The organism is Endozoicomonas sp. ALB115 (assembly GCF_049310245.1).
Classification (GTDB): Bacteria; Pseudomonadota; Gammaproteobacteria; order Pseudomonadales; family Endozoicomonadaceae; genus Endozoicomonas.
The window spans coordinates 51,004-71,411 of sequence record NZ_JBLYZG010000002.1; the positions used below are offsets into that span (position 1 = coordinate 51,004).

General features: G+C 49.5%; 19 protein-coding genes and 1 pseudogene. 5 read left to right on the forward strand and 15 right to left on the reverse strand.

The genetic code is table 11. The features are described 5' to 3' along the window. Positions 1-16: 16 nt before the first annotated feature. Both mglA and mglB read right to left on the reverse strand, forming a co-directional pair. A complete protein-coding gene (gene mglA, locus ACO6VE_RS01280) occupies positions 17-1,540 on the reverse strand; it encodes a galactose/methyl galactoside ABC transporter ATP-binding protein MglA (RefSeq protein WP_422459300.1) in 1,524 nt (507 codons plus the stop codon). A gap of 166 nt (positions 1,541-1,706) precedes the next feature. Beyond that, complete coding sequence (gene mglB, locus ACO6VE_RS01285; protein ID WP_422459302.1) at positions 1,707-2,681, reverse strand: galactose/glucose ABC transporter substrate-binding protein MglB; 975 nt, start codon at positions 2,679-2,681, stop codon at positions 1,707-1,709. 217 nt (positions 2,682-2,898) lie between these two features. Here mglB and ACO6VE_RS01290 point away from each other — a divergent pair, with 217 nt between their 5' ends. Beyond that, positions 2,899-3,654: a response regulator gene (locus ACO6VE_RS01290; RefSeq protein ID WP_422459304.1), complete on the forward strand. Its 756-nt coding sequence runs from the start codon at positions 2,899-2,901 to the stop codon at positions 3,652-3,654. A gap of 8 nt (positions 3,655-3,662) precedes the next feature. After that, positions 3,663-5,171, forward strand: a complete 1,509-nt coding sequence (locus ACO6VE_RS01295; RefSeq protein WP_422459306.1) for an ATP-binding protein — start codon at positions 3,663-3,665, stop codon at positions 5,169-5,171. Between the two features lie 2 nt (positions 5,172-5,173). Here the strand turns inward: ACO6VE_RS01295 and ACO6VE_RS01300 are convergent, their stop codons facing one another. The 10 genes from ACO6VE_RS01300 to ACO6VE_RS01345 form a co-directional block, all read right to left on the reverse strand. Next, positions 5,174-7,669, reverse strand: a complete 2,496-nt coding sequence (locus ACO6VE_RS01300; RefSeq protein ID WP_422449313.1) for a heavy metal translocating P-type ATPase — start codon at positions 7,667-7,669, stop codon at positions 5,174-5,176. A gap of 81 nt (positions 7,670-7,750) precedes the next feature. Continuing rightward, positions 7,751-9,040 carry a hypothetical protein gene (locus tag ACO6VE_RS01305; protein ID WP_422459308.1) on the reverse strand — a complete coding sequence of 430 codons (1,290 nt, stop codon included), beginning with the start codon at positions 9,038-9,040 and terminating at the stop codon, positions 7,751-7,753. 318 nt (positions 9,041-9,358) lie between these two features. Next, a complete protein-coding gene (locus ACO6VE_RS01310; RefSeq protein WP_422449309.1) occupies positions 9,359-9,688 on the reverse strand; it encodes a hypothetical protein in 330 nt (109 codons plus the stop codon). Between the two features lie 374 nt (positions 9,689-10,062). Then, positions 10,063-11,508, reverse strand: a complete 1,446-nt coding sequence (locus ACO6VE_RS01315; protein ID WP_422459310.1) for a hypothetical protein — start codon at positions 11,506-11,508, stop codon at positions 10,063-10,065. 146 nt (positions 11,509-11,654) lie between these two features. Next, the gene (locus ACO6VE_RS01320; RefSeq protein WP_422449305.1) at positions 11,655-12,206 is read right to left on the reverse strand and encodes a cupin domain-containing protein; all 552 of its coding nucleotides are present in this window, start codon (positions 12,204-12,206) and stop codon (positions 11,655-11,657) included. Between the two features lie 105 nt (positions 12,207-12,311). After that, on the reverse strand, positions 12,312-13,307 hold the full coding sequence (locus ACO6VE_RS01325; RefSeq protein WP_422459428.1) for an extracellular solute-binding protein: 996 nt from the start codon (positions 13,305-13,307) through the stop codon (positions 12,312-12,314). A gap of 34 nt (positions 13,308-13,341) precedes the next feature. After that, a complete protein-coding gene (locus tag ACO6VE_RS01330) occupies positions 13,342-13,587 on the reverse strand; it encodes a hypothetical protein (protein WP_422449303.1) in 246 nt (81 codons plus the stop codon). After that, positions 13,559-13,717: a hypothetical protein gene (locus ACO6VE_RS01335; RefSeq protein ID WP_422449301.1), complete on the reverse strand. Its 159-nt coding sequence runs from the start codon at positions 13,715-13,717 to the stop codon at positions 13,559-13,561. Before ACO6VE_RS01335 ends, ACO6VE_RS01330 begins: the two co-directional genes overlap by 29 nt. Before the next feature lie 24 nt (positions 13,718-13,741). Continuing rightward, a complete protein-coding gene (locus ACO6VE_RS01340; RefSeq protein WP_422459313.1) occupies positions 13,742-15,088 on the reverse strand; it encodes a glutamine synthetase family protein in 1,347 nt (448 codons plus the stop codon). 17 nt (positions 15,089-15,105) lie between these two features. Continuing rightward, positions 15,106-15,522, reverse strand: coding sequence for a gamma-glutamyl-gamma-aminobutyrate hydrolase family protein (locus ACO6VE_RS01345; protein WP_422459317.1), 417 nt, complete (start codon positions 15,520-15,522; stop codon positions 15,106-15,108). Positions 15,523-15,675: 153 nt separating this feature from the next. On the opposite strand from ACO6VE_RS01345, the gene ACO6VE_RS01350 reads away from it, so the two are divergent. Continuing rightward, positions 15,676-15,801 carry a XapX domain-containing protein gene (locus ACO6VE_RS01350; protein ID WP_422459430.1) on the forward strand — a complete coding sequence of 42 codons (126 nt, stop codon included), beginning with the start codon at positions 15,676-15,678 and terminating at the stop codon, positions 15,799-15,801. On the opposite strand, the pseudogene ACO6VE_RS01355 reads toward ACO6VE_RS01350, so the two are convergent. Further along, positions 15,772-16,350, reverse strand: a pseudogene (locus tag ACO6VE_RS01355) (aminotransferase class III-fold pyridoxal phosphate-dependent enzyme); the annotation flags it as partial. The gene ACO6VE_RS01350 and the pseudogene ACO6VE_RS01355 overlap by 30 nt on opposite strands. A gap of 316 nt (positions 16,351-16,666) precedes the next feature. Between ACO6VE_RS01355 and ACO6VE_RS01360 the strand changes: the two are divergent. Further along, complete coding sequence (locus tag ACO6VE_RS01360) at positions 16,667-17,074, forward strand: aldehyde dehydrogenase family protein (protein ID WP_422459319.1); 408 nt, start codon at positions 16,667-16,669, stop codon at positions 17,072-17,074. Here ACO6VE_RS01360 and ACO6VE_RS01365 read toward each other — a convergent pair. Beyond that, complete coding sequence (locus ACO6VE_RS01365; protein ID WP_422459321.1) at positions 17,063-17,974, reverse strand: protein kinase domain-containing protein; 912 nt, start codon at positions 17,972-17,974, stop codon at positions 17,063-17,065. The two genes, ACO6VE_RS01360 and ACO6VE_RS01365, sit on opposite strands and share 12 nt — an antisense overlap. A gap of 401 nt (positions 17,975-18,375) precedes the next feature. On the opposite strand from ACO6VE_RS01365, the gene ACO6VE_RS01370 reads away from it, so the two are divergent. Then, positions 18,376-19,674: an NAD(P)/FAD-dependent oxidoreductase gene (locus tag ACO6VE_RS01370; protein WP_422459323.1), complete on the forward strand. Its 1,299-nt coding sequence runs from the start codon at positions 18,376-18,378 to the stop codon at positions 19,672-19,674. A 99-nt stretch (positions 19,675-19,773) separates the two neighbouring features. Here the strand turns inward: ACO6VE_RS01370 and ACO6VE_RS01375 are convergent, their stop codons facing one another. Next, positions 19,774-20,265 (reverse strand): hypothetical protein, encoded by a 492-nt coding sequence (locus ACO6VE_RS01375; RefSeq protein ID WP_422459325.1) that lies wholly within the window; start codon positions 20,263-20,265, stop codon positions 19,774-19,776. Positions 20,266-20,408: the final 143 nt, after the last annotated feature.

A 20,408-nucleotide genomic window follows, 5' to 3' on the forward strand; every position in this document is an offset into this window, starting at 1 on the left:
GTAAATAAAAAATGCGTTATAGATAGCGTGCAGCCAGTTCAAGAATTTCGTGCTGCGTGGTTTCCCGGGTATTGACAATGCCGGCAACCCGACCATTACTCATTACCATGATGCGGTCGGTGACACCCAGCAACTCAGGCATTTCTGATGAAATCATAATGATGCCTTTATCCTTTTTGGCCAGGTCCAGAATCAGCTGATAGATTTCAAACTTGGCACCCACATCAATCCCCCGGGTCGGTTCATCCAGCATCAGGATTTCCGGTTGGGTCAGAAGCCAGCGGCCAATGACCACTTTCTGTTGGTTACCGCCGGAGAGTGAGCCGATGTGCGTTTTATGACCGGGTGTTTTTACCTTCATTGCATCAATGACCCACTGAGTATCCGCCCCCATGGTCTGATTACTTAATAAGCCAAAACGTTGTTTGTACTTTTCAATATTGGCAATCAGAGCGTTAAAGGTGATATCGAGTGTGGCGTAGATACCCGTCGCACGTCGCTCTTCGGTGACCAGAGAGAAGCCATTCTGGATGGCCTGGTATGCATCCTTATTGTCCAGTGTCTTTCCATGCAGCTTGATAACGCCCGCGCTTTTATCGCGAATACCAAAAATGGTTTCCACGACATCGCTACGACGGGCACCCACCAGACCGGCGATACCGAGAATTTCCCCTTTACGGAGTTCAAAGCTGACATCCTGTATGGAGGGCTGGTTTTTGGCGGTCAAATGCTCAACCTGAAGGATCACTTCTTTCGGCTGGTGATCCCGCTGAGGGAATCGCTGGGTCAGTTCCCGCCCCACCATCAGGCTGATGATCTGGTCCATATCCAGACCTGCCAGTGGCCGGGTAGTCACCCATTGACCATCCCGAAGTATGGTAATGTCGTCGCAGATAGAAAAAATTTCTTCCATCTTATGAGAGATGTAGACAATACCGCAGCCACGCTCTTTTAATTTATTAATGATGGTAAACAGGTGGCGGACTTCTTTTTCTGAAAGGGACGAAGTCGGTTCATCCATAATGACAATTTTGGCGTTGTAGGAAAATGCCTTGGCAATTTCCACCATCTGTCGTTTGGAAACAGACAGATCCGCCACCTTATCTTTTGGATCAACATCAATATCCAGCTCGTCAAAGATCTTTTTGGTTTCGTCGTACATGGTTTTGTGATCAATAAAACCATGTTTCTTTGGGTAACGACCCAACCAGACATTGTCCATCACGCTGGATTGCAATACCTGGTTCAGCTCCTGATGCACCATGGAAACACCGTGAGTGAGTGCTTCCTTTGATGAGGTAAATTCAGTGGCCTTGCCTTGAAAATAAATACTGCCTTCGTCTTTTTCATAAATACCGAAAAGACATTTTAAGAGTGTTGATTTACCGGCACCATTTTCCCCCATCAGGGCATGGACGGAGTGAGGACGCACTTTTAGATTAACCCGGTCCAGGGCTTTTACTCCGGGAAATGATTTGCTGATGTCGGTCATTTCCAGAAGCCATTCACTGTCGTTAATCAAATGGTTGCTGGTATCCATAGCATTCTGACTTTTCAGAGATAAAGAGCACCCGGCAAGGGCACCGGAAATGCCCGGGAGGCTGCTCTTTTGAATGAGAAACGGAGTTGAAAGATTTGGCCTGGTTTCCTCTCGTTCCCATGCTCCTGCGTGGGAACGAGAGGTTAGTCAGACCTAAACCTGCCTGTCACAAGTCGTCTTTATCGACACCCACGTAAGGTATGCGAACGATTTTATTTTCGATATTCCAGTTGGTGCCTTCACCTGCGGTTTTGCCATTGGCCAGGTTATTGGCTAACTGAAAAGCAGCTTTGGCCTGGTTATTGGCGTCGTTCAGTACGGTTCCCTGCATCTGCCCGCCTTTAATCAGTGCCAGTGCTTCTGTCAGGGCATCAACGCCAAACACGGGAATGGCGGATTTACCGGCGGCTTTCAGGGACTCGATAGCGCCCATGGCCATGGCATCATTGTTGGCGATAACCACTTCAATTTTGTCGGCATTCGGGCCAGAGATCCAGGCATCAACCTTGTCTTTTGCCATGGCGGTATCCCACATGGCGGTATCCATATGGAGTTCTGCCGTCGGGTAGCCCCGGTCATTCAGGGTAGAGATGACATAGGACGTTCTTGCTTCTGCGTCCGGGTGGCCGGGCTCACCTTTCAGTAATACATACTGGATCTTGCCATCACCGTTCAGATCCCAGGCTGAGTTTCTGGCCCAGTGCTCAGCAATCAGTTCTCCCTGGATAATGCCCGATTCCTTGGAGTCAGTGCCAACGTAGTAAGCATGCTTATAACTGGCCAGGGCTTCAGCGGAGGGCTCTTTGTTGTAGAAGACAATGGGAACATCATCGTACTTGGCTTTTTGAATGATGACCGGAGCGGCAGCAGGGTCCACCAGATTAATCGCCAGAGCATCCACCCCTCTGGCCAGCATAATGTCAACCTGGTCATTCTGCTTGGACTGATCGTTCTGCGAGTCGTTCATCAGCAGTCGAACACCGTCAACCTTGTCGGCTTCTGCTTCGATAGCCCGGCGAACGCTTGCCATAAAGTTATCGTCGTATTTGTAAACGGTAACGCCAAGGGTCGTGCTGGCCTGAGCGGCACTGCCAATGGTCATCGCTGCCATCATGGCAGCCAGCGCTGTGACTTTTTTCATGGTTGTCCTTCGGTGAATTTCTGTGTGCTTTGATGGTATCAAACAGTGCTTACTGTTAGGGTAAGGCAGCTCAACGAAATGTAACAAAGTCTTAAAAAAGTGATCATAAAAAGATAAGTCGATCGACGTTCATATTGTCAGGGATCAATAGTTTTGCTCAGCGCTGATTGGGATAATCCTGACTGACGACGTGGTCATTATATGGTTAGGGGGAACGATGAGGGCATCGCACCGGATTTTTGTGGTGGATGATGATGATGGCATTCGGCAGTTACTGGCTGAATACCTGACAAAGCATGGTTTTGCTGTAGAAACATCACCGGATGGTGAGTCTTTTCTGGAACGGTTCCAATCACTGTCCGTGGAAGAAACCCGGAATGCGCTGGTGGTGCTGGATATCATGATGCCGGGTATTGATGGCTTTGATGTCTGTCGGCAGTTGAGAACCTTTACCAAAGTCCCTGTGATCATGCTCACTGCCGTATCCGATGAAATGGACCGTATTGTTGGTCTGGAAATCGGGGCAGACGATTACCTTGCCAAACCCTTTAACCCGAGGGAGCTACTGGCCCGAATTAAAGCCATTTTCCGGCGCAGTGAGCAGACCGCTGAGGTGCTGCCGCCTTCACGGTTTTGCTGTTTTCATGGCCTTCGCCTGGATATGGTTACCCGGTCATTGTCTGATACGGAAGGGGAACCCCTGCCGCTCTCTGGTGCTGATTACAATCTGTTGATGCTCTTTGTGAACAATGCCGGCAGGGTGTTGAGTCGTGAGTATATTGCTGGCGAAACCCGCAAACGCGGTTCAGATCCACTGGACCGTTTTATTGATGTCCATATCAGCCGTCTCCGCCAGTGTCTGGGTGATGATGCCAGGTCACCGGCGATCATCAAAACCGTGCGAGGTGCCGGATACCTGATGGCCACCGAGGTTCGATTTTCTCATGATGCCACTGTGCCTGTTCTTTCGTGAGCGTAAGGATGAGCGGCGTCATAAAAGAGTATTGGCAAATCCTCAAACACCAGTTTCATGAGTGCTCACCAAGGACGCTGGCCGGCCGTTTCCTGATGGTGATGTTTGCCCTGGTGTTCACCTCTCAGCTTCTGGTGAATCATCTCTGGGAGCGGGAAACCGAGAGTGACCGGCAGGAAGCGCTTGCCAGAGTATCAACCAGTGTGGCGCTGCGTATGTCGGCTACCACTGAATATTTTGTTACATTGCCTGCCTCACTCCGTAAGGCCGCTATCAACAAACTGCGTTACATGGGAGGAGCCCGTTACTTCATCACCCTGAATCCGGAGTTTATTAAACTGGTGCCTTATGAGAACTCATTGGCCCATCAAACGGTGGTGAATGTCTTTAAGGCAGTACTTAAAAACGCCAATCATATCAGTGGTCGGGTCGAGGTGGCTTTTTCCCGACCGGAAACGCTGAAGGTGTTTGATAATCAAACGCTGCTGCAGGATCTGCCCGATAACTGGGGCCGGGAAACGTTATTGGTTGAGCCTCTGGATCTTCCGGTTCTGGTAATACAGGTTCAACTTGAAAACAGTGAGTGGCTATACCTGGCAACCCTGATGCCAGACTCATCCATTCTCTCGGCTGATGACTCCTCCCCGGCACCTTTGCAAACTTCCTATTTGATCTGGATGCTGGTGCTGCTGGTATTTGCGACCATGGCTATCTATTTTATGGTTCGTCCTTTTGCGGCGTTATCCAAAGCAGCAAACGATTTTGGGCGGGATCTGGAGCCTGTGGCCATTCCTGAACGGGGTTGTCTGGAGTATGAAAGAACGGCCCGGGCTTTTAACCAGATGCAGCAGAATATCCGCCATTATATGAGTGACCGGAAACAGTTGTTCTCGGGGATTTCCCATGACCTGAAAACGCCGATTACCCGACTGCGCCTGCGAGCCGAAATGCTGGATGATGACGCCCAGCGGGAGCCGTTTATCCATGACCTGGAACACCTGGAAATCATGGTCAAGTCGGCCCTGCAGGTGGTCAGCAATACCGATATCCATGAAAACCCCCGGGTGGTTGATCTGGAAAGAATGCTGAATGACATGACACTGGCAGCCCAATCAGTCGGGCAGAGAGCCTGGCTGCATACACCGTTCCTGAATCATCCTGAAGGTGACGGGCGTTATAACATCACCGGCAAACCGCTGGCGCTTAAACGGTGTCTGGAGAACCTGATTGGCAATGCGATTGTTTATGGGGCACCGGCCAATGTTTATATTGAGCGGGTAGCCGATCAGGTCATCATTACTGTCCGTGATCATGGGCCCGGTATTCCAGAGGGGATGGAAGAAACGATTTTTAAACCTTATTTCCGGCTGGACTACGGCTGTCAGAAGAACCCGGATGGTAACGGTCTTGGGCTGATCACCGCTCGCCACCTGGCGCGGATTCATGGTGGCAGCCTCAGACTTCGTAACCATCCGGAGGGTGGGCTGGAGGTTACCCTGACACTGCCAGTCGCATGATTTTATGACAATTGATGTTTATTCGTTGATGGTTTGAACCACCTTAACCGATTGGCATTGGACACCACGGTTACCGACGACAGTGCCATGGCACCACCGGCGATAACCGGATTGAGCAGCATACCGGTAAACGGGAACAGGATGCCCGCGGCAATGGGTATGCCTAATGAGTTGTAGATAAAGGCACCAAACAGGTTCTGTTTGATATTTCTCAGTGTTGCTCTTGAGAGTTCAATAGCATCTGCGACACCGTGAAGAGACGCGCCCATCAGGGTCACATCCGCCGATTCAATGGCAACATCGGTCCCGGTGCCAATGGCAAAGCCAACATCGGACTGGGCCAGGGCCGGGGCATCGTTGATGCCATCACCCGCCATACCCACTTTATGACCGCGCCCGGATAGAAGACGCTGTATTTCTTTCACATGCCCGGCTTTATCTTCAGGCAGAACTTCGGCATGGAACTCATCGATGCCCGCCTGTCTGGCGATGGCCTGTGCTGTTAACCGGTTATCTCCGGTGAGCATAACCACGGTAATACCCAGTTTATGAAGCCGTTTGATGGCTGCCTGTGAGTCGGCCCGGATTGGGTCTGAAACGGAGATGATCCCGGCCAGACAGTCATTAATCGCCATAAACATCGGGGTTTGCCCCTGTTCTGCCAGTTGTTCCGCTTTATCGACCAGGCTTTCGATGTTGCAGCCATTGTCGGTCATCAATTTTTTATTACCCAGCAACACTACCTGACCATCGACGTTGCCAGAGACGCCATGACCGGGAATGGCCTGAAAACTTTCAACGGCTTTCAGTGCTATCTGCCTTGACTGGGCGGATGCCACAATTGCTTCAGCAAGAGGGTGTTCAGAGCCCTGTTCCAGGCTGGCTGCCAGGGTTAACAGTTCGACTTCGGTGTATGGCTCCAGGCTGACAATCTCAGTTACGGTGGGGCGACCTTCGGTGATGGTGCCCGTTTTATCCAGAACCAGTGTCGTCAGTTTACTGGCCTGCTGCAACGCGTCACCTTTACGAATCAAAATGCCCAGCTCCGCAGCTTTACCCACTCCCACCATAACTGACATGGGCGTGGCAAGGCCCAGTGCGCAGGGGCAGGCAATGATCAGCACCGTGGTGGTGACCACCAGCGTATGGGCAACCCTGGGCTCAGGTCCTGCAAAAAACCAGACAGCTGCCGCCAGCAGTGCAATCAGGATAACGGCAGGAACAAAGATGCTGGAAATTTTATCGGCCAGTCGGGCGATCGGCATCTTGGCACTCTGGGCTTTTTTTACCAGGGCGATAATCTGGGCGAGTGCTGTTTCACTGCCCACTTTTTCAGCAGTAAACAACAGTGAGCCATTTTTATTCAGGGTGCCGGCGCTAATGGCATCACCCGCCTGCTTTTCTACAGGGACAGGCTCACCGGTCAGCATGGATTCATCCACAAAGCTCATGCCATCCACAATGCTGCCATCCACCGGAATCTTCTCTCCGGGGCGTACCCGCAGTGTGTCGCCTTTACGCACTTGCTGCACAGGGATATCCAGCTCTTTGCCAGCACGAATCACCCGCGCTGTCCTGGCCTGAAGCCCAAGCAGTCGTTTTACCGCTTCACTGGTTTTGCCCCTGGCTCTGAGTTCCAGCGCCTGGCCCAGGTTGATCAGGCCGATAATCATGGCGGAAGCTTCAAAATAGACATGCCGGGCACTGTCGGGCAGCCAATCCGGGAACAGTACAACAATCATGGAAAACAGCCAGGCGGCACCGGTGCCCAGTGCCACCAGAGTGTCCATATTGGCATTGCGATGTTTCAGGGACTGGCATAGCCCTGTGAAGAAGTGCCCACCGGAGAAATACAGAATCAGTCCGGTAACAACGCCAACCACACCCCAGGCAATCTGCTCCTGAGGGCTGTTGACGCCCATCTCGCCGGTGACCATGCCCCAGATCATCAGTGGTATCCCGAGGCCCAGGGCGATGGCGGTATGTTTCAGCAGATAGCGATAACGTCGCCTGTCTTCTGCTTCCTGCTGAACCTGTTGTTGCTCGAATGAACCCTCTGCAAAGTTAAGAACCGTGCCGGGAAACCCCGCCTGTTCCAGCGCAGAAAGCACGCTATGGATCTCTATATGAAGATCCGTACCGTCGGTACTTTCCAGCAGAACGGTTTTATCCGCCAGATTAACGGTTCCCTGAACCCCATCGATGCCCTGCAGTGATTTTTCAATTTTGCCAACGCAGGAGGCACAGTTCATGGCTGCGATGGCAACCATTGCCGAGGTTTGAACTCCCGAAGCAAGCTCAGCGACAAAGCCAACACTTTCTACTGCGCTCACTAACGATTCTGAAGAGGCGGTTCCGGCAACCCGTGCAGTGCGGTCGGCAAGATTAACACTGGCGGCAGTAACGCCGGTCACCGCAAGCAGGGCCTTTTCTACCTTGCCAACACAGCCGGCACAGCGCAGACCACTCAATCGCAGTTCGGTTTCTATGACGGTCATGGGTTATGCTCCTGTTGCCATTCTGTCACTGACTGATGCAGCATAACCCTTCCCCTTACAGGAAGGTAAAGGCTTAGCTGGTCAAACCGTTGAAATTTTATATTCTACTAATTTTTTGGACAGTGAGCCCTGTTGTTGAAAAATGGCTAAAATTTCATCCAGTTTTTCTTCAGAAGACGCTTCCAGTGCAGTGCGCAGCTGGCTCGGAGTCATAGGCTGAGTGCCACGGCATCTCTGATACAGTGCCTTACCAACGCCAAAAACCATCCCCGCCGCCTTGACCAGACTGAAGGCTTCCATAAACTGGGCTGTCATGGTTGTCCCGACCGAAAATTCATTGACAGTGGCATCTCTGTCAGCCCATCTTGCTAATCCATCCAGTGGATCAGGCGACACACCCGGATGCACAGTGCCGTTAAAGCGAGTTTCGTTAGGCATCACTCTGAATGTATCAGCCCTTTCCCGGGTGAGGCCCATTTGGTAGATAAAGGCATTGTAAAGCGCAAAACTGCCAACGGTTAAGCTGCATGCCAGGCCCAGGAGTGCTTTAGCCAGGGCGACTTTGCCAACTCTGGAGTCTGGTACAGAGCCAAGCGTGGTCAGAATTTTATCGATCTTATCAGAGATACGTTTTTCTGAATCGGTTAGTTGTGTTTGTTGGCCCGCTTTTTTCTTACAAAAAACAGACGTTAAACGTGCAGTTTCAAATATTACCTTTTTAATTGACACTAAAAATGTCGCCGTCATATAAGTTTCAATAATCGTATTAACCAGTGCGTGAGGCGACATTATGAAAATTTTTGCTGCCTGGGCCCCGTAAGAAAAGGCCCATGATTCTGGCGGAATGAGTTCCGGGGGATCATTGGTCCATTGTTCAACACCCAGTGGTAAGGCATAGGCCGAAACTGGAGACGCAATGGCAGCGGTTTGAACAAGGTCAGCGGTCAAAATATTCTCAGCAGCAAGATGACAACGCTCTGCCTTGCCTATTATTTCCCCGGCTTTGTAGAGAAGATTGAGCGCTTCACAGCCAATGGCCAGCATGGTAATACCTTCTGAGGCAGTACCCAAAATGGCAATAGTCAGTCCAAATTCTTTATGGGCAGCAATGCCAACCCTTGCCATGTCGCTGGCCGTGGCCAGGAATAATGCGGGGAAATAACATTTATTGAAGGTTTCCTGTGCCCGGGAAAGTTTTGCTGAATACTCTTCCCAGCTGTCAGGAGCGGCTGACACAGCATCTAATGTCAATGCAGCAGTACTGAAAGACCCGATCAACGTCACAATAATGCCACTGGCTGTAGATTGTTTATCGAGAATAAAACTGCTGTATCTGCCAAAAGCACTGAAAAGACACAGACCTGTTAGCACCCCATGAAGTACTGATTTCGGTTTTTCCGCTTCGCAGATAAAACGCTGAAAAAGAATTTCAACGTCATGTTTTGGCTTCTTGAGCTGCTCACAAAGTTTTTCGGTGATAATCGCTTTGTTTTCTTCCCTGCTGATATGTTTCAGAATGGATTCAATCTTGTCATGCTTTTTTTCAAATCTTACAGCGCTTCTTTCTGCCAGATTTCTATTGGCTTCAACGGTGTGTAAAGTATTGAATATATGATGGTGGTCGTTAGCTAAACGTTCAATGTTTGATTTTGCATAATTCCAGTGATATTGGGCGCTCTCCAGTTTTTTTTAAAAGCTGTTAATCTCTTTTTCAGCCTCTGGTATTGATAGCCCTGTGTGGTTAGTTAAATGCTGGATGGACAAACATTTACCAGGCTCATTTGCCAAGGTAAATTGGATTTTATGCGCCTGCTGTAATATTTCAAAGGGTGGGGAATGGGGCTCTTTTGGGGAATGGTTCTCTTCATTGACTTGCCATCTTTTCCGAAAGCCACTGGATAGCAGGGAAACATCACCAGATGATGAAATAGAAGCCGTTCTATCCAGTAATAAAGGGCCTGTAATATGAGTTCCTTTAGAAGCCAGCCCGATAGTTTCTAATGCTGGAGCATTGGTCACACCCGCTTCTGAATCATACTGCAAGGGTAAAATATCAGTGCCCCCGGCATTGGATGAACTGTTCTGGCTCAAATTCAGGGCACTGAGATGCAGAGAAACCTTGGATGGTTAATTCATTGATGAATCCTGTATCGAATTGTAGTTGATTTTTATCAGGTCAATACTGTTGGGTTAACGTCGCCTTTGTACTTTAATGATGAAGTAGAGTGCAGGAAAGCTGACTGTGCCCAGGGAAAACAAAGATGCAACTATTGACTGGTAATTTCATACACTATTGTTCTCCTGCACAGCCTCTGGCTATGAATTTGACCTTTGTCATTGACCGTCCACTGCGGCTAATCAGCCACAGCTGGTTGGGCACATGATTTATGCCGTCAAACGTTCTGTTGCTCCAGTTGTACCACCGGATTATTGTTGTTCGCGGACCCCGTCGAAGGCTCCGCTGTAGCTGCGGGTTGATGATGAGACTGCCGGAATTGCAATGGATTACTTAGTGCGTTCAACAATAAAGGTGTTGTTGATGAGTCCGGATTTGCCTGCCTGAGAGTCTTATAACTTTTATAGGTACAGACTCCATAGGCGGCTATTGTCAAAACAGCGGGTAAAGCAAGCCAGCCATGAGCAGGGGGGGCAACAGTATGGCATAAATCTGCCCGCTCATCCGAGAAATCACAACAATCGAAATTCCCATCGCACACTTTATCCCGAGGAATACATTTGCTGCTGTCGCAGCGGAAATCACGCCCTAACTCTTCACATTTGGCCTGTGTGCATAAATCCGCCCCCTCATCGGAATTATCATCACAATTATCATACCAATAAGATTTAACCAAGTTACAGTCATCCTTGTTACAGACATACTTGGGCTCAATGCACCTTTTGTTTTTGCAGAGAAAGCTACGCCCTAACTCTTCACATCTGGCCTGAGTGCAAAAATCCGCGCCCTCATCGGAACCATCACCACAATCAATATATCCATCGCACTGCATCCTGCGAGAGATACATGTTGGTTTGTCTTCGTAGTTGCAGAGGATACTACGCCCTAGCTTCTCACATTGGTCCTGTGTGCATAAATCCGGCCCTTCATCAGAATTATCCGTAACATTCAGAGTATTACAACTATTATGTCCATTGCACACTCTTTCGGTAGAGATACATTTTGAACTGTTGTGGCAGAGGAAACTACGCCCTAACTTCTCACATCTATCCTGAGTGCATGTTTTCGCCCCCTCATCGGAACCATCGCCACAATCTAAATGACCATACCCACTATCTCTCCCGTTACAGACCCCCTTGGTATCAATGCACTTTGCGCTGTTGCAGATAAACCGCCCCAACTTTTCACATTTGTCCTTAGTGCATACATCTTTCCGCTCATCCGTATTATCAAAACAATCATCATGCCCATCGCACAGATCACTGATATAAATACATTTACCGTTGTCACAGCTGAATTCGTCAGAAGGACATTTCGCCCCGGCCGGTTGCAGTTGATGATAAAAAACAGCAAAGCTGAGCAGTGTTTTAAGCCCTGGTGCAACACCATCAATATAAGGTGAGGTCATTACCTGATTAAATGCATAACCCGCTACACTACGCATCAGTCCCATTCCGGCCTGTAAGGCACTACCGGCAAGCTGCCTTACCCTGTAGTCAGAAATCGCCCTGTGCTCAGGCTTTTGAGCTGGGCCATGACGGCAACTGGCACTCGTCTGCCCGTGGCTGACGGTGATACCTGATGCTTTTGTGGTTTCCCGGGAGTGTGAAGAAGTGACCTGGGAAGGGAAGACATTTGGCAAGGTAGATGTTGCAATTTGCATTTGATGACCTCAGAGGATATGTCCAATACATCCATGCAAGTATGCCCATGGCATGGGCTCCACAGGTTTACCGATCTCTCTGGAAAGCAATATAGTTATTTTTTTAAAGCAAGGGCCTGACCGGATAGCGCCTTCACCGGAAGGCATTAAAAATTACCGGGAGTTGTACAGCTGATCAAACGACACTTTTTGTCATTACTCGGATTGCAGAAGCGGTGAGGGCGGTTGCTGTCGAAATAATAGCTGTCACCGGGGTTCAGCAGATAGACATCTAGACCCACGGTAAGCTCAAGCTGACCTTCAATGATGATGCCGGCTTCTTCACCTTCATGGCAGAGCATCTCCTCACCGGTATCGGAACCCGGCGGGTAATTTTCATCCATAAAGGCCATGGCACGGTTCGCCTTGTGCTGACCAATGATTTTGATCTGTATCTGGTCCATGATCATCGCAGGAAGTTCTTCTGAACGATAGACGACTGGCTCGTAGCCGTACTCATCCATCTCCACAGAGAAAAACGTCACCAGCGACATGGGAATGCCATCGAGTACTTTTTTCAGGGAGCTGACCGATGGGCTGACACTGTTTTTTTCAATCATGGAAATGGTGCTGTTGGTAACACCGGCACGTTTTGCCAGCTCTCGCTGGGAGAGGTTATGCATAATTCGAACGGTTTTTAACCGTGTTCCTACATCCAAAGCAGGTTCTCCTTGAAGCTTCCCTGAAGTTCTCCATGATGTTTGAACAGACCCACAGGGAAGCAAGAGACTGGCTCCCTGTCCCGCAGGAGCCAGTGGTGACGTTTACTGTCCGGTAGTGACTTTGGTGAACGACCGGTTAATAATGCGATCCACTTTGGGTGGCAGCACAGCAAAAACGTAGAGATTCTTTTTGGCTTCTGCGGTCGGGTAAATACCGGGATTTTCACGGATATCCTGGTCAACCAGGGCAAAAGAACTCTTATTCGGGCTGGCATAGGCCACGTAGTTACTGATGTCAGCAATCACTTCCGGCTTCAGAAGATAGTTCAGGAAGGCATAGGCTTCATCAATATTTTTCGCATCTTTGGGAATGGCCAGCATATCAAACCACATGCCTGCACCTTCCTTGGGAATGGTGTATTCAACAACGACACCATTGTCGGCTTCATCGGCACGGTCACTGGCCTGCAGCACGTCGCCGGACCAGCCTATTGCCACACAGATATCTCCGTTGGCCAGATCAGAAATGTAGCGGGAAGAGTGGAAGTAGGTGACATGAGGGCGAACCTTCATCAGCAGCGCTTCCGCTTTCTGATAATCACCCTTGTTCACTGAGTTAGGATCAAGCCCAAGGTAGCGCAGGGCAGCAGGCATGATTTCTGTTGGCGCATTCAGAAACGCAACACCGCACTTGTTCAGCTTGCTGATGTACTTCTCCTCAAACACCAGGTCCCAGCTGTCGACAGGGGCCTCTTCGCCAAGATATTTTTTGACCAGCTCAGGGTTATAGCCAATGCCCGTGGTTCCCCACAGGTAAGGGATGGAATGTTTATTGCCTTCGTCGTATGTCTCCAGCAGGGCCATCAGTTCCGTATCAAGGTGTTTCCATTCAGACAGTCTGGTTTTATCCAACGGTTTGAACACACCGGCTTTGATCTGCCTGGCCATAAAATCGGAAGAGGGCACGACAATATCGTAGCCGGTATTTCCTGACAGGAGCTTGGCTTCCAGTACTTCATTACTGTCAAACACGTCATAGCGAACCTGGATACCGGTCTCTTGCTCAAAGTTGGCAATGGTGTCTTTGGCAAGGTTGATTAAAAAATACCCGGGTTATAACAACCCGGATGAATTATTGTTTTCTGTCGTTCAAGTACTCCAGGGTTAAATCAAGGCATTTACGGGCTTTGGTCACCAATTCATCAATCTCGGCATGGCTGATGATCAGTGGTGGTGAGATGATCATGGTATCGCCCACTGCGCGCATCACCAGACCATTTTTGAAGCAGAAATTACGGCAGACGGTGCCTGCTGTGCCTTCATCATCAAAACGGGTTCTTGCTTCCCTGTTATTGGTCATTTCCAGTGCCGCAACCATGCCGACACCACGGGTTATGGGTGGTTTTAAAGAAGGTGTTGTAGTAAGGCAGCTCTTTCATCTGCTGACAGACTGCGGCAATCAGCTCCTGTCGTCCATAGCCAATATTGACGCACCAGAGCCCGGCCATGCCATCAAGAATTTTATTATTTTTTTAAACAGTCATCTGCAGGTATTCACGCTCCCAGGAGCTGATAATCCCTTTGAAGTTCTGGTATTCAGTGCGCTTCACTTCAACATAGGAACGAACAAAGCGTCTTCCCAGGGTCTTTTTGAGAATTTCACTCTGTTCCATCAGCTCAAGGGCTTCCTCAAGATTAAGTGGAAGTCTTTTGTCGTTAGAATCATCAGAGGCATTTCCGGTAACGGCTTGTGTTGGTTCTGCGGCATTAATCATGCCAAGGTAACCACAAAGCAGTGATGCCGCAAAGGCGAGGTATGGGTTGGCGTCCGCCCCTGCCAGTCTGTTTTCAACACGGCGGTTGGCAGGAGATGAGTCAGGAATTCTCAGGCTGACAGTCCGGTTATCAATACCCCAGGCCAGATTCACCGGCGCAGAGGTATCCCTGAGAAAACGACGGTAGGAGTTTACGTTCGGCGCAAAAAGTGGCATGGCTTCCGATACATACTGCTGAAGCCCGCCAATATAGTGGTAAATCATCTTGCTGGGGGAGTCATCTTCGTTGCTGAAAATGTTGTTTCCCTGTTTATCCAGGATACTCTGGTGCAGGTGCATGGAGCTGCCCGGTTCACCACTGATGGGCTTGGCCATAAAAGTGGCATTAATCTCATGTTTTAATGCCGCTTCCCGTACCGTGCGTTTAAATATAAATACCTGGTCTGCCAGGGACAGCGCATCACCGTGACGGAAGTTGATTTCCATCTGGGCTGCACCTTCTTCGTGAATCAGGGTATCTACATCCAGCCCCTGCTGTTCACACCAGTTGTAAACATCTTCAAAGAGAGGGTCATATTCATTGGCAGCGTCAATGCTATAGGATTGGCGGCCAGACTCAGGACGCCCGGATCGGCCAACCGGCGGCTGCAACGGGTGGTCCGGATTAGCGGTGCGTTTGGTCAGGTAAAATTCCAGTTCAGGTGCCACGACGGGCTTCCAGCCTTTGGCTTCATAAAGCGCCAGAACGTTTTTCAGCACTGCCCTTGGTGCCATGCTGATCAGGTTACCCTGCTTATCGTAACAGTCATGGATAACCAGCGCCGTTGGCTCCAGTGCCCAGGGTACCATATGGACAGCGGACTCATCGGGTTTGAGAATCATATCGATCTCAGCGGCATTCATCAGCTCATAGTAGATTTCATCTTCGACGTAATCTCCGGTCACTCCCTGAATCAGCAAACTTTCCGGCAGTCGTATGCCTTTTTCGGCAATAAACTTGCTACTGGGCATAATCTTGCCACGGGCGATACCGGTAAAGTCGGATATGACCGCTTCGACCTCGGTGATTCTCTGCGCTTTTAACCAGCTGGCCAGCTTTTTCATAGTATCTTTGCTTATGGTTATGTTCTTAGTGATGACGAGGTAATCGTTGGTAATGCCTTGTACGACAGGCTTCGGCAAATGCCTAATAAAGGAATACCCAGGGCTATGGCATCAGGGATAAGTTGCAGAGTTGTGTTATCTCTCTGGCTATCATGGTGTGCGCTTTCTTTTGAAACATCGGAGTTAGCCGGTGCACTACCATAGCGCCGGGGTTCAATATTCGAATAAGCACCAGTAACCAGCAGGCCGTCAAGCTGTGCAAGAATGTCCTGACTATCCAGGGGAACAGGCAAAGAAGGGATGATAACAGGGAGGGCATTGGCAGCATGAACAACAGAGGTGAGATACTTTTCTCCAGCCTGATGTACACGGTGCAGACCATCCATTGCCGTGTCTGCTGTGACACCGATCAGTGGCCGGGTATCGGTTTTCATAATCCACCTTATTATGTTGTTTAAGCTTCGTTTCCCTGAATCAGACTTCAGGGGCTGTTTTCATGGACTAATATAAGATTTTCCTGCAGTTTCTTCTGGTGTCACCTGATGAACGAAGCCCTTATTGCTACAGCCACTGGTTTTGCCGTAGGTATGCTCTTTAGCTACTTCCGCTTGCCGATCCCTGCACCTCCTGTACTGTCGGGCGTTACAGGGATCGTGGGTGTCTATCTGGGACATGTCTGCTTTCAATATTTGATCACACGTTTTTTCAGTTAGATTACCGAACATTGTGCGATTATTGCCGATCCCCCCGACAGAAATGCCACCAAAATTCACACCGTGGTAACCACGCTCACGACCAACCAGTCTCTGTCGTGTACCTTCACCCCTGATGCGATGATAGCCCAGGGCAATTTTCAGGGCAGTCTCTACAGACTCTGAGCCTGAGTTGGTAAAGAACACGTGGTTCAGGTTGCCGGGGGCAATGTCGGCCAGACGTTCTGCAAACTCGAATGCCAGGGGGTGCCCCATTTGAAAGGGTGGCGCGTAGTCCATTTTTGCCACCTGACGGGCGACAGCGTCAGATATCTCCTGACGTCCATGACCGGCGTTAACACACCATAGACCGGCGCAGCCATCCAGAATCAGACGACCTTTGTCGTCCTGATAGTACATGCCTTCTGCACTGTTGAGCATACGGGGCTGTTGCCTGAACTGGCGGTTCGCTGTGAAGGGCATCCAGAGCGCGTCCAGTGAGCTGGCTTCGCTGTTCATGGTATGTTGGCGGGCAGTTGCTGTGGGCTTACTCAGGGGCAGATCAGTCATATCCCTTACCTTTGTTATTATTGAGCCCTGGTTTGCTGACGCCAGTGGTATCAGTGGCGCACATGATTGCAAACATTGTGCACAATATTTCAAACAATCTGTATTGAATCAAGTACTGCATTTCGTTAATGTGCTTTTATCAACAAATGCCCTCAAACAATAACAACGGGAGCGGTTATGGCGACCAGAACGCGCGTGCAATGGCAGGCTAAGTAGTTGGCCAAATGGAATCGTATATTTCTAGCTAAGTGGGCAGTCACTCTGCGGCGTTGCAACTCCGGTCACATAGCTACGGCTATGCTCCCTACGTTGCGCCTTGCATAGCAACTGCCCACTTAGCCAGAAATATACGATTCCATTTGGCCAACTACTTATCGAACCCACGGTGTTTGACCAGGTTGATAATCAGATGACCATTGCCCGTGAAGAGATCTTTGGGCCGGTGCTGTCGGTTATTTCCTTCCATGATAAGGAGGAGGCAATCCGCATTGCCAATGACAGCGACTACGGCCTTGCGGCAGCGTTCTGGACCGGTAATCTTGACAAAGCGCATCGGGTAGCCAGGCGACTCAGGGCGGGTTCAGTGTTCATCAATAACTACCATGGTGGAGATATGACGGTGCCTTTTGGGGGCTTCAAGCAGTCCGGTAATGGTCGGGATAAGTCGCTCCATGCCTTTGATAAATACACGGAGTTGAAATCTACCTGGATTTCACTGCTTTAAGCCTGCTAACTGGTCCAATGCTGCTTTCGCTTCTGACAATGCCATTCGCTGGCTCGGTTTACGAAACAGCGAAAGCATGATGTTCAACAATTCAGGATGAAAAACTCTGAATCGCGTCAGCATATATGACCTTTTTTGTTCCTCACTTTTTTCATTGAAACGGATGATGTCCTTATAAGTCTTAGATTTATCCTTTGAGTCATATAATCGCAATCCGGTGGATAGAACAAATAGAAGCACCCCGAGTGACCAGGCATCTGCGGTATGATTATATCTTCTTTCAGAGAACACCTCGGGGGCAACATAGTCAACAGTGCCACAGAGGGTTCTGGTATAATCGTCTTTTTTCAGGTGTTTGGTGAGCCCCATATCGGTTAGCTTTACCATGCTTTCTTCCCCCGGGGCTTTTGGGGGGGCATAAAGTATATTATCGGGCTTAATATCCCGATACACCAAATTCTGATCATGAATACACATTAATGCGGCACAGATTTTTCTGCCAACATCAACTGCAAGGTCGAAACCAGGTTCGACTTTTTTATTTACAAGGCTTTCACAAAGGTCAATGGCATCAACATATTCGAGAACGCAGGCCAGGGGCCTGTAGAGAGCCAGGGAAAAATCAGGATCCCCGTGTTGGATCAAACGATATTTATTGTTAGCTTCTCGCTGTACTAAAACCGCCAGAGTTTTAACAATATTCGGATGATCCGGAATATTCAGCCCTGATATCTCTCCGTTTTTCTGCTGAATGAGTCTCCGCTCTATTGAGAATGTTTTATCTTTTAACAGCTTCACAGCGATGGTTTGTTGTCCATCCGATACTTTTTTTACCACAGAAGACCCTCCTTCGTTGATTTTTCTGCTTTTCACCGGTTCTTTCAGGCGCAAGAGCTGCACTATCACCTGTTCGGTTTCAATCGGTGGGGAGTAGTGGCGACTGGCTCTTTTATTGATCGGAGCCTTTGCAGGTAGAGGAAGGTCAATGGATTCTCCGGTAATTTTTCCGGCGATCGCTACTCCATCATCCGGTTTTACCGAATATTGATTGTGTTTCGCAGGACGCGCTGTTGCTGCAACGGCTCCCCGGGGCGGGTTTGTGTTGAAAGATAAATGTTGTTTGCCGGGTTCCTTGGGGGGCGTCATAAAAAAAGCTCATCATAAGTACTCGGTAATTAGACTCTGACACAGACTGAAAATTCCCTTGATATATCAGGGGGCCTGGGGAATAGTTCGTGAGGAATGGTTCGCTGAAATTCTGCCTCTTGAAAACGTTGAAATATAAGAACAGGCAATGATTTATGAAACTCAAGGCACCTGTACATACCGAAGCCCATGCGCAGTCTTACTACGCCGCGTCACTGAACTTTGCCACAGATTATCCGGTGCTGGAAGGTAGCCTGACCGTCGATGTCTGTGTGGTTGGTGGGGGGTTCTCCGGCATCGCTACAGCCCTGGAACTGGCCGAGCGTGGCTATCGCGTTGCGGTTCTGGAGGCACGGAAAATCGGTTGGGGGGCAACCGGGCGCAATGGCGGTCAGCTGATTCGGGGGATGGGGGAAGAGCCGGAGCAGTTTCGCAACCAGATCGGTACCGATGGGGTCGAGGCAATCCATCGGATGGGGTTTGAGGCTGTTGAGCTGGTGCGTGAGCGGGTCCGGAAATACGGCATTCAGTGTGACTTGAAAATGGGGTATGTGGATGCGGCGATCAAGCCAAAACAGATGGCCGGGATTACCGAAGACTATGAGTCCCTGAAGGCACGCCATTATGCCCATAAGCTGCGGCTGCTATCACAGGATGATATCAAGCAATATGTTAATACTGACCGGTATATTGGCGGCATGCTGGACTCGGGAAGTGGTCATTTGCACCCATTGAATCTCTGTCTGGGTGAGGCGCGTGTAGCTGAGGGGTTAGGGGTACAGTTGTTCGAATATTCGGCGGTGGAGAAAATCCATAAGGGTAACCTGCCCGGGGTTGAAACGGCGAAAGGTTCAGTAACCTGCCAGTTCCTGGTATTGGCAGGGAATGCCTACCTGGGGAACCTGGAACCAAAGATTGGCGGGAAAGTGTTACCTGCGGGCAGTTATATCATTGCCACAGAACAACTGGAGGACAGGGTCTGGCAAAACCTGATACCACAAGACACGGCTCTCTGTGATGTCAGCCTTGCCCTGGATTACTTCCGCCTTTCTGCGGATAAACGACTGTTGTTTGGTGGTATGTGCAATTACTCCGGGCGGGATCCAAAAGATATTGTCGCATCGCTTCGCCCGAAAATGTTGCAGGTCTTTCCTCAACTGGAAAATGTCGCTATTGAATACCAGTGGGGCGGCATGATTGGGATTGGTGCCAATCGCATGCCACAGATTGGTCGATCAGGGGCAAACATTTACTTTGCCCAGGCCTATTCTGGCCACGGGGTCAATGCCACCCATCTGGCGGGGAGGGTACTGGCAGAGGCTATTTCCGGCCAGGCAGAACGGTTTGATGTGTTTGCCAATATACGTCATATCACTTTTCCCGGAGGGCGCTATTTCCGTTCGCCGTTACTGGCCCTGGGGATGTTGTGGTATCGGCTGAAAGAGGTGGTTTAGCCTGCGTTCAACAGGGCGTTGGTAACGCTGGAAAAGCATTTGGGACGTTTTCTCGCCATGTGACCAGACCACAAGCAAGGCGAAAACGCCCCTTTAGATTCAATGAATTGTTCTGTCTGTGGGGGAAGACTGGTTAGCAATATGGTTTTGGTTTCTGTGCAGGTATTGCAGATCCGGCCAACTCAGACTTAGCCACTCTTTGGCCTCATCGAGATAATGTTGACAGCACTTACAGATACGATGCTTTGTGGAAAACTCCAGCAGTGGTATCACAGTACACTTCAGAGCCTTGAGTAACGGGGGCTTAAATGCCTCAGATAATCCTCCTGACTTTATCAGCGTGATAATCCGCCGGTAGGGGAAGACCAGAAATTCACTGGCCTTCTGGGGGATCTTCTGATTTTCATAAAGGGCTGCCAGATTATGCATGGCAGCAATCCACGCCATCATTAACTGAGGGTTATCCAGATCCTTGAACCATTCATGTTCCAGCATCCGGGCAGCGTCCAGATAAGCTGTTTCAGCTGATCGCCATTTGCATTGATGAAAATTAACATTCCCTTGATGAAGCTTCTGTTGCCACTGGTTCACTGTCCGGATCCCGTATTGATTCATTTATTTTAATGAGAATAATTATCATTTGTATTATAAAAAGTGGCTGATGTAAACTTTTCCCGCAAAATTGTTTGGAACAACAGGATGTGATTGTGTCAGATCAGTGGTGAAGAAACGGC

What these genes read in the sequence shown, in the direction of transcription:
- mglA (WP_422459300.1), bottom strand. Translation starts at nt 1,540, where the DNA reads ATGGATACCAGCAACCATTTGATTAACGACAGTGAATGGCTTCTGGAA.
- mglB (WP_422459302.1), bottom strand. Translation starts at nt 2,681, where the DNA reads ATGAAAAAAGTCACAGCGCTGGCTGCCATGATGGCAGCGATGACCATT.
- ACO6VE_RS01290 (WP_422459304.1), top strand. Translation starts at nt 2,899, where the DNA reads ATGAGGGCATCGCACCGGATTTTTGTGGTGGATGATGATGATGGCATT.
- ACO6VE_RS01295 (WP_422459306.1), top strand. Translation starts at nt 3,663, where the DNA reads ATGAGCGGCGTCATAAAAGAGTATTGGCAAATCCTCAAACACCAGTTT.
- ACO6VE_RS01300 (WP_422449313.1), bottom strand. Translation starts at nt 7,669, where the DNA reads ATGACCGTCATAGAAACCGAACTGCGATTGAGTGGTCTGCGCTGTGCC.
- ACO6VE_RS01315 (WP_422459310.1), bottom strand. Translation starts at nt 11,508, where the DNA reads ATGCAAATTGCAACATCTACCTTGCCAAATGTCTTCCCTTCCCAGGTC.
- ACO6VE_RS01330 (WP_422449303.1), bottom strand. Translation starts at nt 13,587, where the DNA reads ATGGTTGCGGCACTGGAAATGACCAATAACAGGGAAGCAAGAACCCGT.
- ACO6VE_RS01335 (WP_422449301.1), bottom strand. Translation starts at nt 13,717, where the DNA reads ATGGCCGGGCTCTGGTGCGTCAATATTGGCTATGGACGACAGGAGCTG.
- ACO6VE_RS01340 (WP_422459313.1), bottom strand. Translation starts at nt 15,088, where the DNA reads ATGAAAAAGCTGGCCAGCTGGTTAAAAGCGCAGAGAATCACCGAGGTC.
- ACO6VE_RS01345 (WP_422459317.1), bottom strand. Translation starts at nt 15,522, where the DNA reads ATGAAAACCGATACCCGGCCACTGATCGGTGTCACAGCAGACACGGCA.
- ACO6VE_RS01350 (WP_422459430.1), top strand. Translation starts at nt 15,676, where the DNA reads ATGCTCTTTAGCTACTTCCGCTTGCCGATCCCTGCACCTCCTGTACTG.
- ACO6VE_RS01370 (WP_422459323.1), top strand. Translation starts at nt 18,376, where the DNA reads ATGAAACTCAAGGCACCTGTACATACCGAAGCCCATGCGCAGTCTTAC.